Genomic DNA, 13385 nt, shown 5'->3' on the forward strand with positions numbered 1-13385 from the left:
CCCCCGTCGGGCCGTGCGAACGGTGCGCCCCGTGCAGGGCCGGGGCGCGAGGGTAGCTGGCATTGCGCGGGCCGGGGAAGAGGGCCCATCATTTCCGACACTTGGTCAGAACCTGGGGGCGGCAGGGGGCGGCGGGATGGACGGAGCGGACAGCATTCAGCGGCGCGGCCGCCGCGTGATGATGACGCCGGACGAGCTGGACGCCTTCCTCACCGAGCAGCGCACCTGCCGGGTGGCCACGGCCGGGCGGGACGGCCGCCCGCACGTCAGCGCGCTGTGGTTCGTGTGGGACGGCCGGGCCCTGTGGCTGTACTCCCTCACCCGCAGCAGGCGCTGGGCCGACCTGCGGCGCGACCCCCGGCTCGCGGTGCTGGTCGACGACGGGCGGGAGTACGGGGAGCTGCGCGGCGCGGAGCTGTCGGGCACGGCCGACTTCGTGGGCGAGGCACCCCGGGTCGGACGGCCCTGCGCGGAGCTGACCGCCGCGGAACGGCTCTTCGCGGCGAAGTACTTCGGGGCGGGATCGATTCCCGGATCGGTCCCGGGGCCGATCCCGGGGCCGTTTCCGCACGACGGCCGGCACGCCTGGCTGCGGCTGGCTCCGGAGGCGGTCGTCTCCTGGGACTTCCGGAAGGGAGTGCGAGCGGGGTGACCCGCACCGCCCCGCCGCAGCGCGGGGCGGCACCCCTCAGCGGCTCACCCCCCGAGCGCCTCGCCGGACCTCCGCAGTGCGTCCACCGCCGCCCGGATCGACGGCCTCCGGTCCGCGTCCGCGCGCCAGATCGCAAACACATGCCGGCACATCGTGTGCCGCACCGGCACCACCCGCACCCCCTCCGGCACCGGCCCCCGCCCCAGCCGCGGCGCCACCGCGATGCCCAGCCCCGCGGCGACCAGCGCCAGCTGAGTGTGGTGCTCCTCGGCCATGTGCGAGATGCGGGGCTCGATGCCCTTGCCGCGCAGGGTGAACAGCAGCCAGTCGTGGCAGAACTCGCCCCGCGGCCAGGAGATCCACTCGTCCTCGGCGAAGTCCTCCAGGTCGACCTCGTCCCGGTCCGCGAGCGGGTGACCGGCCGGCACCGCCACATCGGCCGGGTCGTCGAGGATCGGCGCCTTGGCCAGGCCCGCCGGCACGGGCAGCGGCTTGTTGTACCAGTCGAGGACGACCGCGACGTCGATGTCGCCGCGCACCACGCGCGGCACCGCCTCGTCCGGCTCCATCTCCTCCAGCCGGGCGCGCAGCTGCGGGTGCTCCTCGTGCAGCCCGGCCAGCGCTGCGGGGAACAGGCCGCGGGCCGCGGTGGGGAAGGCGCCCAGGAGCAGCTCGCCGACGGCCCGGCCGCGCTGCGCCTCCAGGTCGGCCTGGGCCAGCTCCACCTGGGAGAGGATGCGCGAGGCGTGCTCGGCGAGCAGCCGGCCGGCGTCGGTGAGGCGCACTCCGCGGCCGTTCTTCTCCAGCAGCTGCTGGCCGGTCTCCCGCTCCAGCTTGGCCAGCTGCTGCGACACCGCGGAGGTGGTCACGTGCAGGCCGTCGGCGGCACAGCTGACGGAGCCATGGCGGGCGACGGCATTGAGGGTCCGCAGGCGCTCCAGGTTCAACATATAAGCGATGCTACGCGATAGTGCATAAATTTATTTGCTTGTTCTAATACGTGCGGAACCTGCATGGTAGTCGCCATGAGCACCGTCGCAACCCCTGAATCACCAGCCGATTCCACCGCCCCCTCGGGTTCTTCCGCCTCCACCGCCCCCGCGGACCGGGGGCGCCGCACCATCGACTGGCGCATCCGCTTCGGTGTCCTCTCCCTCATCTGGGGCTTCAGCTTCCTGTTCATCAAGCTCGGCACCGACGGCTTCGCACCGCCGTACGTGTCCTTCGGCCGCATGTTCTTCGGCACCGCGGTACTGGCCGTGGCGCTGGCGGTCACGCGGCAGCGGCCACCGCGGGCCGCCCGCACCTGGGCGCATCTGACGGTCGCCGCATTCCTGTGCAACGCCCTGCCGTTCACGCTGTTCGCCTATGCCGAGAAGAGCATCTCCACGACGCTGGCCGGCATCTGCAATGCCACCACCCCGCTGTGGGGCATGGTGCTCTCCCTCGTGGCGCTCTCCGAGGACCGGCCGACGCGCCGCCGGTTCGCCGGGCTGGGCCTGGGCTTCGTCGGCGTCCTCATCGTGCTCGGCGTCTGGCAGGGCTTCTCCGGCCAGGACCCGAAGGGCACCGCGCTGGCGCTGGTCGCCTCCGCCAGCTATGCCGTCGGCTGGATCTACGTCCGGCGCACCCTGTCCGGCACCGGGGACTCCCACCTGGCGATGTCCAGCACCCAGCTGCTGCTCGGCAGCGTCCAGCTCGCCGTGGTCGCGCCGTTCCTCAGCCCGCTGCCGACCTCCTTCCCGGCCGTCTCCCTGCTGGCCGTCTTCGCCCTGGGCGCGCTGGGCACCGGCCTTGCGTTCCTGCTGCAGTACGCGCTGGTGGCCGAGGTCGGTCCGACGACCGCGACGCTGACGACGTACTTCATCCCGGTCGTCTCGACGGTCGCCGGGGTTGCGATCCTCGGCGAGGGGATCACCTGGAACACTCCCGTCGGCGCCGTGATCGTCCTGGCCGGAGCGGCGCTCACCCAGAGCAAGCGCGGGCAGAAGTCCGCCCCTGCCGAGCCGGTCGCCGGAAGCGCGGACAGGAAGAGCACGGAGGCGACCGACGTCGAGGGCGCCAGGGCCGTGGAGCCCGCTCAGTCGTAACGCCCCGCCGGGGCCCGGCCGGTCGCGGACACCAGTGCGTCCGCGACCGTCCCCATGTCGTCCACCGCCAGCGGCGACACCGTCAGCCGCAGCCCCGGCGGGGAGCCGACCCGGAAGGGCGCACCGGGCCGTACCGCCCAGCCCGCCTGCAGCAGCCGGGCCACCGCGCCGGTCTCGTCCGGCACCGGCAGCCACACATTCATCCCGCTGCGCCCGTGCGCCGTGATCCCGCGCTCCCCCAGCGCCCGTATCAGCGCGTCGCGGCGACGCCCGTACGAGGCGGCGACGGCCGGTGTGTCCACCGAGCCGCTCTTCCACAGATGCAGCACGGCGTCCTGCAGGACGTGGCTCACCCATCCGTGCCCCAACCGCTGCCTGCCGCGCAGCCGGTCCACGGTGACGTCGTCGCCGGTGAGCACCGCGAGGCGCAGGTCGGGCCCGTATGCCTTGGCGACGGAGCGCAGGACCGCCCAGTGGGTGGTGGCGCCCGCGAGGCAGTGGAACGGCACGTCGACGATGCCGTGGCCGTGGTCGTCCTCGATGAGCAGGACATGGGGGTGGGCGGCCAGGACCGTGCGCAGCTCGCGGGCGCGCTCCGCGCTGACAGCCGCTCCGGTGGGATTCTGCGCGCGGTCGGTGACGACGAGCGCCCGCGCGCCCTGGCGCAGTGCCCGGTCGGTCTCCTCGGGGAGCGGGCCGTCGTCGTCGACCGCGACGGGGAGAATCCTCAGCCCGAGCGCGGGCACGAGGTCGAGGAGGCTTCCCCAGCCCGGGTCCTCGACCGCGACCGCGTCGCCGGGCCGCAGATGGGCGGCCAGTACGCGCTCGATGCCGTCCAGCGAACCCGACGTGACCGCGACCGGCCCCGCCGGCACGCCGTCCGCGGTGAAGGCCGCGCGGGCCATGCGCTCCAGCTCGCTGTCGACGGCCGGCGCCCCGTACAGCACCGGATCCCGGTCGGCGCGCCGGGAGGCCGCGGCGAGGGCCTCGCCGAGCGGGGGCAGCAGCGCCGGATCGGGGTTGCCGGTCGAGAGGTCGAGCGCCCCTTCCGGGGCCTCCACCCGCATCAGCTCGCGGGGCGTGCTGGACGGCCGCTGCCGCACCCGGCTCCCCCGCCGCCCCGCCGTCTCGATCACCCCGCGATCGCGCAGGGTGCGGTAGGCGGCCGCGACGGTGTTCGGATTGACACCCAGCTCGACCGCCAACTCCCGCAGCGGAGGAAGGAGTTCACCGGGGGCGAGGCGCCCCTCCCCCACAGCTCGCTCGACGCTCGCGGAAATGTCCGCTGCGCGACGCCCTTGGATCCGATACTCTCCTAGCACAAACAACACTATGCACTAGTGCAATGGAGAACGCAATGCCCGCAGCGCCTTCTTCCCTGACGCCCCCGGGCTCCTCCCCGGCCGTCCCCTCTCCTTCTCCCCGGGCCGCTGCCCCGGCGGGCCAGTACGAGCGGACCGAGCGGACCACCCCCACCCGCGCCCGCGAACGCGCCTCCTACGACCGCGAGCTGGTCCACTCGATACTTGACGCGGGCTACGTCTGCCACCTCGGCTTCGTCCGCGACGGCGCCCCGGTCGTCCTGCCGACGCTCTACGGCCGGCTCGGCGAGCGCCTCTATGTGCACGGCTCGACGGGCTCCCGGCCGCTGCGCGCCGCCGGGCAGGCGGAGGAGCCGGGGCTGCCCGTCTGCCTGACTGTCACGCACGTCGACGGCCTGGTCCTGGCCCGCTCCGCCTTCCACCACTCCCTGAACTACCGCTCCGTGGTGGTGCACGGCACCGCCCGGCGGGTCACCGACGAGGCGGAGCTGACCGCCGCCCTGGACGCCCTGGTGGAGCAGGTCGTGCCGGGCCGGGCGGCGGACTGCCGGCCGGCGTCCCCGAAGGAGCTGGCCGCCACGGCCGTACTCCGCCTCGATCTCACGGAGGTGTCGGCCAAGGTCCGCACGGGCGGCCCGAACGACGACGCCGAGGACCTCGGCCTGCCCCACTGGAGCGGGGTCGTCCCGGTGGCCGCCGTGCACGGCGCCCCGGTCCCGGCCGACGACCTCGCCCCGGGCATCCTCCTGCCGGACTACCTCAGCGGCAGCTGAGCGACTTCACCTCACCTGCTCCGGCCGCCGGCACGGGCGCGGCGGCCGCCGGAACCGCCGGCCCGGAGGCCGCCGCGCCGCGCGCCTCCGCCCAGGCCAGCGCGGCCACCGCGGCCAGCAGCACGGCGGTGCCCGCCGCGGTCGCGGCGGTGAGGCGCTCGCCGAGCAGCCCCACGGCCAGAGCAGCCGCCGTGACGGGCTCCAGGAGCGTGATCACGGTGGCCGTCGTCGCACGCACGACGGCGAGCCCGGCGAAGAAGAGCCCGTAGGCCAGCGCCGTGGGGACGGTCACCAGGTAGGCCAGCAGCCACAGGGTGCGCCCCAGGTGATGGGCGCTCGGCCACAGTCCCTCGGCGGCGGCCGGCGGCAGCAGGCAGACCGTGCCCACGGCGAAGGACGTCAGGGTCGTGGTGAAGGGATCGGCATGCCGGCCCTCGCGGCCGAAATACCGGGTGTTGACGGTGAGCACCGCGTAACCGGCGGCGGACAGCAGCCCCATGGCCACACCCACCGGACGCACGGCCCCCGTGCCGTCGCCGCCGAGCATCAGGACGGCCAGCCCGGCGAGCGCCCCGGCGACCGCCACCCGGCCGCCCGCTCCGAGCCGTTCGCCCATCAGCAGCCGTCCGGCGAGCGCCACCAGCACGGGCGCTGCACCCAGCGTCACGGCGGTGCCGACCGCTATGCCGGTACCGGCGACCGCCGCGAAGTAGGCCGCCTGGAAGACGGTGAAGCCCAGGCCCGTCACGAGTGCTTCGACCGCCCGGCGCCTGCAGGGCCCGGCCGGGCGCGCCTGTCCCGCCCGGCGCGGCCGCACGGCCCGCACGCCCAGCAGCAGTGCGAGGCCGCCTGCCGTGCGCCAGAAGGTGAGCGCGAGCGGGCCGAGCCCGCTGCTGTCGAAGACCAGGGCGGCGGTCGCACCGGCCGTGCCCCAGGCGACGGCCGCGAAGGTGACGAAGAGGAGCCCCCGGCCGACGGAGAGGCCGGTGCCGCCGACGGGCTCGTGCGCAGCCGGAGCGCCCGGAAGAGGGCAGGCCGACGAAGTGGAGTTGTGCATTGACTGTTCTCCCGCGGAAGACGTGAGTGATCGCGTGGTCCCGTCTGCGGGCAGCGGCGATCGGCCCGGGAACCCCGTCCGGGGCCCGGTCCTCCGGGGTGCGGCCGCCCGCGCTAGGCGGCGGGAGGCGGCAGAACAGTCATCGGCATGATCGCCAGCCTAGGCGGAGCAGGGGCCGCCGGACAACTCCCGGTCACCGGACACCTCCCGGTCAAGGGCACTTCGGGCAGACGGGGTCCGCCAGGCGCGCGGCAAGCGTTTCCGTGTCGACGCCCGCCCGGTGCAGCACGTCGACGGCGCGGCAGCGCGGGTCGCGCAGCAGGGCGGCAAGCAGGTCGGTGCCCCGCACCTCGTCGTGCCCGCGGGCGCCGGCGCGCGCACGGGCCGTCCGCATGGCCTCGGCCGCGGCCGGCGACCAGCCGGGCACGCCCGCACGGGCCGGCACGGGCAGAGCGCCGGCGTCCTCCACCGTGCCGCTCCACCGCAGCCCGTAGCCGATGGTGCGCTGGACGAGGTAGCCGAGGAGCCGTGCGACCTGGGCCGGTCCGCCGTCGAAGGCGTCCCTGGCCACCGGGTCGGCCTCCAGCAGCGCGTGGAGCAGGTGGGCCGTGTCGATCTGCCGGTCGCCGTCGCGGGCGGCCCGGCGGCGGGCACCCGCGACCGCCACGGCCAGCTCCATGCTCAGCCGGCCGTCGCCCTCGGCCCCGGCCCGTCCGGTGTCAGGTGTACGGCTTTGCACCCTCCCACCCCATCAGTCCCATGTGGTGAGAGCATCCCCGGAGGGTTCCATTCGGTCATCCGACGGCAGTTGGGGACTGCCGGTCGGTTCCTCATCCTTGAGGAGGAGACGGGCCCCGTGCGTCTCAGGGGCGCACTCCTGTGCGGCGCGCCCTAGGTGACCGTCAGCGCGGCCGCGCGCGCCCCGGCGGTGAAGGTGTACGTCCCGCGCTCGACGCGCGGTGCGGCGGTTCCGTCGAGGTCGCCGGGGGTCACCGCCAGGACGCGGGCGGGCACCGCGAGGCGCACCGTGACCGACTCCCCCGCCGCGAGGTGCTGCCTGGTGAAGGCCACGAGTCTGCGGGGCGGGGCGAGCACCTCGCTCACCGGCCGGGACACGTAGACCGGTACGACCATGTCGCCGTCACGGGATCCGCTGTTGGCTACCCGCACCGTGACATGGACGTCCTTGCCCGCCGGAACCGAGGGTGCGTCGAGCGCGATCGCCTCGAAGCGGTAGTCGGTGTAGGAGAGCCCGTCGCCGACGTCGTACGCCACGTCGTGCGCGGACTCGGCGCCCGCATTGGTGCCGGGCAGCTGCTGGTAGTGGAAGGGCTCGTTCCCCGTTCTCCGGGGCCAGGACACCGGCAGCCGCCCGCTCGGGTTCACCTTGCCGAACAGCACGTCGGCGACCGCGTGGCCGCCTTCGGTGCCGGGCAGCCAGGACATCAGCAGGCCGTCGGCACCGGCTGCGTCGCCCAGTGCGAGGGGGCGGCCGGCGATCAGCACGACGACCACGGGCCGTCCGGTCGCCCGCAGTGCCTTCACCAGGGCCTGCTGGTCCGCGGAGAGTTCGGGGCGGGGGCTGTCGGCCTCGCCTTCGGCCGCCGCCTTCTCGCCGACGACCGCGATCGTCACGTCGGCGGTGCGGGCCTGGTCCACGGCCTCCTCGGCGCTGTGTACGGGGACGACCCGGGTGCCGGCAGGCGCGGCCTCCTCGATGCCCCGGAGCGCGGTCGTGCCGGGCAGGCGCACTCCGTCGGGGACCCGCTGCCAGCCGACGGTCCAGCCGCCCGCCTGGTCGTCGATGTCGTCGGCGTAGGGACCGGCGACGACGATCTTCTTCGCCGAGGGGCGGACGGGCAGCGTGCCCTTCTCGTTGCGCAGCAGCACCTGCGAGGCCGCGGCGGCCTGCCGGGCCAGCTCCCGTCCGGCGCCGAGGATTTCCATGTTTGCGCGCTCGGCGTCGACGAACGGTCGCTCGAAGAGCCCGAGCCCGAACTTCAGCCGCAGGACGCGTCCGGCAGCCTCGTCGATCCGCTTCCGGGGCACGAGCCCGGTCCGGACGGCCGTGCGCAGCGCGTCGGTGAACTCGCCCGCCTCGTAGGGTTCCATCGCCATGTCGACGCCCGCGTCGACGGCCAGGGCGACGGCGTGCGGGTAGTCCGGCGCGATCTTGTACGTGGTCCACAGGGCGCGGACGTCCTGCCAGTCGGAGACCGTGACGCCGGTGAATCCCCACTGCTCGCGCAGCACCGTCGTCAGCAGGTGCCGGGAGGCGGTCGCCGGTACGCCGTTGACGGCGCCGGAGTTGACCATGACGGTCTTCGCCCCCGCCCCGACGGCCGCGCGGTAGGGCGGGAGCAGGGTGTCCTGGAGGTAGCGCGTGGAGACGTCGGCGGGCACCCGGTCGTGGCCGTTGAGGGGCTGGGAGTAGCCGCCGAAGTGCTTGACCGTGGCGGCGACGTCCTTGGCGCCGTGGGCGCCTTCGGTGCCCCGCACGCCGGCGGCGGCGAGGGTGCCCGCGAGCAGCGGGTCCTCGCCGTAGGTCTCGTAGTAGCGTCCCCACCGGGGGTCGCGGGCGAGGTCGGCGACGGGGGCGAAGTTCCAGTCGATGCCGGTGGCGGCGACGGCGCGGGCGGTCGCCTCCGCGGTGGCGCGGACGAACGAGGGGTCCCAGGCCGCGGCGAGGCCGATCTGGTGCGGGAAGACGGTGGCGCCGAGCACGTTGTTGTGGCCGTGGACGGCGTCGGCTCCGTAGAGCACGGGGATGTGCAGTCTGCTGTGCTCGACGGCGTACTTCTGCACGGCGCCGACCATGCGGGCCCAGTCGCGCGGGGTGTTGCGGGGCGGGCCCATGCCGCCGCCGGAGAGGACCGAGCCGACGGCGTTGTCGTGCAGCACGGTCTTCATGCAGGTCTCGTTCAGCTCGCCGCCGCTGTCCCGGCAGTCGCCCTGGAGCCGGACGACGGCGATCTGGACCATCTGCCCGATTTTCTCGTCGAGGGTCATGCGGTGCAGCAGGTCGCGTACCCGCTCCTGCGGCGCGGCGCGGGCGTCGAGGTAGCGCGGGGCGGTGTCCGCGGCGCCGGCGGGGGCGCCGCTGGGCAGCGCCGCGCAGACGGCGACGGCCGCGAGGGCGACGGCGGGGTACCTCCGGCGCGTGCGCAAGGCCATGGCCGGAGTCTCGCGGCGATCTGATGGTCCGTCAAGAAACGTGACGAGGGCGCCCCGGTGTTTCGCCCGGGGCGCCCTCGCTCCTCGCTCAGCTCTCGTCGGCGAGGATGAGGTACATCTTCTTGCGTGCCTCGTTGATGACGGCCACGGCCTTCTCGCGCTGGTCCGCGCTGCCGGTCCGCCAGACCTGGGAGAAGGCCTCCATCAGCCCGAAGCCGGCCTGCCGGACCTCCTGCATGGCCTCCCAGTCGACGCCGCGCCCGACTTCCTCCCACGGGCTCTGCGGCCCGGCCTCGGCCTCGGCCCGGCCGGACTCGGTGAGCGTGAACAGCTTCTTGCCGCCCTCGCTCTCACTGCGGATCAGCCCCTCGTCCTCCAGCAGCTGGAGCGTCGGGTAGACGGATCCCGGGCTCGGCTTCCAGGTGCCGCCACTGCGCTCGGCGATCTCCTGGATCATCTCGTAGCCGTGCATGGGGCGGTCCTTCAGCAGCGCCAGGATCGAGGCGCGCACATTGCCGCGCCGCGCCCGGCCGCCCGGCCCGCCACGCCCGCGGCCGCCGAACGGCGGCCCCCCGAAGGGCGGCCCGAACGGCCCGAAGGCCCGCCGTCCGCCCCGGCCGCCGGGACCCTGCGGTCCGCTGCCGTAGTGCTCATGACCGTGTCCATGGAAACGCATTGCATGACTCCCATCGTTTGATCGGTCGCGATGCTTCGACGATATATCGGAACCGATCGGATGGCAACACCCCTCGCCCCGGCCCCCGGGCCACATTTCAGGAATTGGCCGTGGCCTGCGGCTTTGCCCGCCCCCTAACGTCCCCTCATGCGCATCCGAATCGTCGACGCCTTCACCGACCGCCCCTTCGCCGGCAACCCGGCCGGGGTTCTGCTCTTCGAGTCCGGCAGCTTCCCCGGGGACGAGCGGCTCCAGCGGATCGCCGCCGAGGTCAACCTCTCCGAGACCGCCTTCGCCCACCCCCTGCCCGACGGGTCGCAGGACGCCGACTGGGCGCTGCGGTGGTTCACCCCCACCACCGAGGTGGACATGTGCGGCCACGCCACGCTGGCGACCGCGCACGTGCTGCACACCACCGGTCTGAGCAGCGGCACCGTCCGCTTCGCCGCCCGGTGCGGCGTGCTCGTCGCGACCGCGCACGAGGACGGCTCGATCACGCTGGACTTCCCGACCTCGCCGCTCACGCCCGTCGCCGTGCCCGACGGGGTGGCGGAGGCCCTGGGGGCCGCGCCGCTGAGCGCCCACGACACGGGCGAGCACATCGGCGACCTGCTGGTCGAGCTGGCCGACGAGCAGACCGTACGGGCGCTGGCCCCCGACATCGCGGCGCTCGGGCGGCACTCGAGCCGCGGCATCATCGCCACCGCCCCGGCCGAGGACCCGGCGCGCGGCTACGACTTCGTCTCGCGCTGCTTCTTCCCGAACGTCGGCGTCGACGAGGACCCCGTCACCGGCAGCGCGCACACCGCGCTGGCACCCTTCTGGTCCGCGCGCCTGGGACGCACCGAGCTGACGGGCCTTCAGGCGAGCGCCCGCACCGGCTTCGTACGCACGGCACTGCGCGGCGACCGCACACTGCTGACCGGATCGGCCGTCACCGTCGTCGACGGCAAGCTGCTGGCCTAGCCCGGCGGGCGGTGGGGGCGGGTCAGGCGGTGGGCAGCCAGCCCACCCGGCCGGCGAGCAGCGCGTAGCCGACGAACGCCACGGTGTCGATCAGCGCGTGCGCGGCGACGAGCGGGCCGACCCGCCCCCACCGGCGGTAGAGCAGCACGAAGACCACGCCCATCACCATGTTGCCGACCAGGCCGCCGATCCCCTGGTAGAGGTGGTACGAACCGCGCAGCACCGCGCTCGCGGCCAGCGCGGCCGCCGGGGTCCAGCCCAGTTGTCCGAGCCTGCGCAGCAGATAGCCGACGACCACGACCTCCTCCAGCACCGCGTTCTGCACGGCGGAGCCGATCAGCACCGGGATCCTCCACCACACGTCGGGCAGGTTCTCCGGCACCACGGTGAGGTTGAAGCCCGCCGCCCGGGCGGCGAGGTAGAACAGCAGCCCGCTGCCGCCGATCGCGGCGGCCAGCGCCGTGCCCCGGGCGAGGTCGGCGCCCGGCCGCGACCGGTCGAAGCCGATCGCCCGCAGCCCGGTGCCCTCGCGCAGCAGCAGATGGGCCACCAGGAGGACGGGCACCAGCGCCATCGCGATGCCGAAGACCTGCCAGGCCAGGTCGAGCCAGGGCCGGCCCGGGGCGTGGGAGGCGTTGAGGGTGGCGGCCTGGTCCTTGAGCCCGCCTGGCCGGGTGGCCGAGCCGACGAAGCTGATCAGCGCCGACACCGCGCTGGCGCCCAGCGACAGCGCCAGGACCAGCAGCGTCTCGGACCGCAGCATGCGCAGCGCCGGCGCTTCTCCGGCCGGCGGCCCTGCGGCGGCCTCCGGCCGGGTGCCCGCGCCACCGTTCTGAGCGTCCTGCCGCACTGTCGTCTCCCGTGTGCCCGTCCCGTGCGGTCGAGCAGGCGGAGCGCGACCGGCGATGCCGTCACAGCTTGCCCGACGACCTCGCACCGGCACGAGCAGGGGTGCGACCGTGTCAGTCCCCCAGGTCCGCGGGCCAGGCGTGCACCGGCTGCCCGGTGCGCATCAGCTCGCAGTAGCGCCGCGTCGTGGCGGCCAGCGCCGCCCCCCGGTCCAGACCCCGCTCCCGGCCCCGGCGATAGGCCGCGGCCTGCCAGGACGCGCCGTTCACCCGCCGCCGGCAGCGCTCGTCGATCACCCCGAGGTAGTGGTCGCGGTCGGCGGGCTCGACGCCCCAGGCGTCGAGCCCGGCAGCGGCCAGCGGCAGCAGTTCCTCGCGCACGAGCCGGACCGCGGGGACCCGTACGGGGGCGCCGTTGCGCCCCGGGCGGGGCCAGCGCAGCTGGGCGTCGATGCCGTCCCGGCAGGCGGCGTCGAAGTTGTCGGCGGCGACGGCGAACGGCAGCCGGGTCCATACCGGCCGCGGCTCCTCCGCCAGGGCGCGCACCAGCCCGTAGTAGAAGGCGGTGTTGGCGATGACGTCGGTGACGGTCGGCCCGGCCGGCAGCACCCGGTTCTCCACCCTGAGGTGCGGCACGCCGTCCGCCAGCCCGTAGACGGGGCGGTTCCAGCGGTAGACCGTGCCGTTGTGCAGGGTCAGCTCGGACAGCTGCGGTACGCCGCCCGCCGCCAGGACGCGCAGGGGGTCCTCGTCGCTCGATATGGGCAGCAGCGGCGGGAAGTAGCGGAGGTTCTCCTCGAACAGCTCGTAGGCCGAGCCGATCCAGCGCTCCCCGAACCAGGTGCGCGGCCGTACGCCCTGGTGCTGCAGTTCGGGCGGGCGGGTGTCGGTGGACTGGACGAACAGCGGCGGCCGGGACTCGCGCCACAGCTCCCGGCCGAAGAGGAAGGGGGAATTGGCGCCCACGGCGATCTGCGCGGCGGCTATCGCCTGGGCGGCGTTCCACACGGCGGCGAACCGGCCGGGCGTGACCTGGAGGTGCAGCTGGACAGAGGTGCAGGCCGACTCGGGGGCGATGGAGGTGGCAGTGCAGGTGAGGCGCTCCACGCCGGAGATGTCGATGCTGAATTCCTCGCCCCGCGCGGCCACGACCTGGTCGTTGAGCAGGAAGTAGCGGTCGGCGGAGGAGAGGTTCGCGGAGACCAGGTCGTCGGGGGTGAGGGTCGGCAGAATGCCGATCATCACGATCCCGGAATCCACTTCCATGGCCTTGCGGTCGGCGTAGGACAGGCCGGTGCGCAGCTCTTCCGCAAGCTGGTCGAGTACGCGCCCCGACAGGCGGTGCGGGACGATGTTCACTTCCAGGTTGAACTGCCCGAGTTCGGTCTGGAAATCCCCGCTGGCAATGCGTTTGAGCACCTCTTCATTCACCATGCTCGGCATGCCGTCGGAGCCCGCGAGATTCAGCTCGATCTCGAGCCCCATGAGATTCCGGGGACGGTCGAACCGCTTCTCCTCCAGCAGTATCGCCAGCCCTTCCAGGCACTGCCGGAGCTTGTCCCGGTGGTGCTGCCGGTCGGCGAGGTCGAACCGCTGGGACACGACCTTCTCACCCATTCAAGCGCCCCTCCTCGTGCCGGTCCGCCCGCGGCGCCGCCCGCCTCGTCACGGTCGATGATGCCCAGGCGATGCGATCCATAACGCTTCGCGCGGGCCGCGCACCCGGTAGTCTCTCCCCGAGCGCACTCCGGCACATTCCGTCGGCATACGGGGACGCGGGCGCCTTGGCGCAATGCGCTGGTGATAAACACCGACGAGATCCGGCCT

At 74.0% G+C, this 13385-nt stretch carries 12 protein-coding genes; 4 read left to right on the plus strand and 8 right to left on the minus strand.

Annotated elements, in window-relative coordinates; genetic code table 11:
- Positions 1 to 136: 136 nt before the first annotated feature.
- Positions 137 to 652 (plus strand): pyridoxamine 5'-phosphate oxidase family protein, encoded by a 516-nt coding sequence (locus AC1Z4A_RS03110; RefSeq protein WP_483676277.1) that lies wholly within the window; start codon positions 137 to 139, stop codon positions 650 to 652.
- 44 nt (positions 653 to 696) lie between these two features.
- Here the strand turns inward: AC1Z4A_RS03110 and AC1Z4A_RS03115 are convergent, their stop codons facing one another.
- Positions 697 to 1602, minus strand: a complete 906-nt coding sequence (locus AC1Z4A_RS03115; RefSeq protein WP_483676278.1) for a LysR family transcriptional regulator — start codon at positions 1600 to 1602, stop codon at positions 697 to 699.
- 75 nt (positions 1603 to 1677) lie between these two features.
- On the opposite strand from AC1Z4A_RS03115, the gene AC1Z4A_RS03120 reads away from it, so the two are divergent.
- On the plus strand, positions 1678 to 2742 hold the full coding sequence (locus AC1Z4A_RS03120; RefSeq protein WP_483676279.1) for a DMT family transporter: 1065 nt from the start codon (positions 1678 to 1680) through the stop codon (positions 2740 to 2742).
- Here the strand turns inward: AC1Z4A_RS03120 and AC1Z4A_RS03125 are convergent.
- The gene (locus tag AC1Z4A_RS03125; RefSeq protein ID WP_483676280.1) at positions 2733 to 4064 is read right to left on the minus strand and encodes an aminotransferase class I/II-fold pyridoxal phosphate-dependent enzyme; all 1332 of its coding nucleotides are present in this window, start codon (positions 4062 to 4064) and stop codon (positions 2733 to 2735) included. The genes AC1Z4A_RS03120 and AC1Z4A_RS03125 overlap by 10 nt on opposite strands.
- Positions 4065 to 4099: 35 nt before the next feature.
- On the opposite strand from AC1Z4A_RS03125, the gene AC1Z4A_RS03130 reads away from it, so the two are divergent.
- Complete coding sequence (locus AC1Z4A_RS03130; RefSeq protein ID WP_483676281.1) at positions 4100 to 4837, plus strand: pyridoxamine 5'-phosphate oxidase family protein; 738 nt, start codon at positions 4100 to 4102, stop codon at positions 4835 to 4837.
- Here AC1Z4A_RS03130 and AC1Z4A_RS03135 read toward each other — a convergent pair.
- From AC1Z4A_RS03135 to AC1Z4A_RS03150, 4 genes are all read right to left on the minus strand, one after another.
- Positions 4824 to 5894, minus strand: coding sequence for a DMT family transporter (locus AC1Z4A_RS03135; protein ID WP_483676282.1), 1071 nt, complete (start codon positions 5892 to 5894; stop codon positions 4824 to 4826). The two genes, AC1Z4A_RS03130 and AC1Z4A_RS03135, sit on opposite strands and share 14 nt — an antisense overlap.
- A 211-nt stretch (positions 5895 to 6105) precedes the next feature.
- Positions 6106 to 6633 carry a Clp protease N-terminal domain-containing protein gene (locus tag AC1Z4A_RS03140; protein ID WP_483676283.1) on the minus strand — a complete coding sequence of 176 codons (528 nt, stop codon included), beginning with the start codon at positions 6631 to 6633 and terminating at the stop codon, positions 6106 to 6108.
- A gap of 152 nt (positions 6634 to 6785) precedes the next feature.
- A complete protein-coding gene (locus tag AC1Z4A_RS03145) occupies positions 6786 to 9068 on the minus strand; it encodes a glycoside hydrolase family 3 N-terminal domain-containing protein (protein ID WP_483676284.1) in 2283 nt (760 codons plus the stop codon).
- Positions 9069 to 9156: 88 nt separating this feature from the next.
- Positions 9157 to 9744, minus strand: a complete 588-nt coding sequence (locus AC1Z4A_RS03150) for a PadR family transcriptional regulator (RefSeq protein WP_483676285.1) — start codon at positions 9742 to 9744, stop codon at positions 9157 to 9159.
- A gap of 147 nt (positions 9745 to 9891) precedes the next feature.
- Between AC1Z4A_RS03150 and AC1Z4A_RS03155 the strand changes: the two genes are divergently transcribed.
- A complete protein-coding gene (locus AC1Z4A_RS03155; protein ID WP_483676286.1) occupies positions 9892 to 10710 on the plus strand; it encodes a PhzF family phenazine biosynthesis protein in 819 nt (272 codons plus the stop codon).
- A 22-nt stretch (positions 10711 to 10732) separates the two neighbouring features.
- Here the strand turns inward: AC1Z4A_RS03155 and AC1Z4A_RS03160 are convergent, their stop codons facing one another.
- On the minus strand, positions 10733 to 11473 hold the full coding sequence (locus tag AC1Z4A_RS03160) for a CPBP family intramembrane glutamic endopeptidase (RefSeq protein ID WP_483683488.1): 741 nt from the start codon (positions 11471 to 11473) through the stop codon (positions 10733 to 10735).
- Positions 11474 to 11672: 199 nt separating this feature from the next.
- Positions 11673 to 13175, minus strand: a complete 1503-nt coding sequence (locus tag AC1Z4A_RS03165) for a glutamate-cysteine ligase family protein (protein WP_483676287.1) — start codon at positions 13173 to 13175, stop codon at positions 11673 to 11675.
- Between the last annotated feature and the right edge of the window lie 210 nt (positions 13176 to 13385).

This window comes from Streptomyces sp. 17_S59 (genome assembly GCF_056930295.1).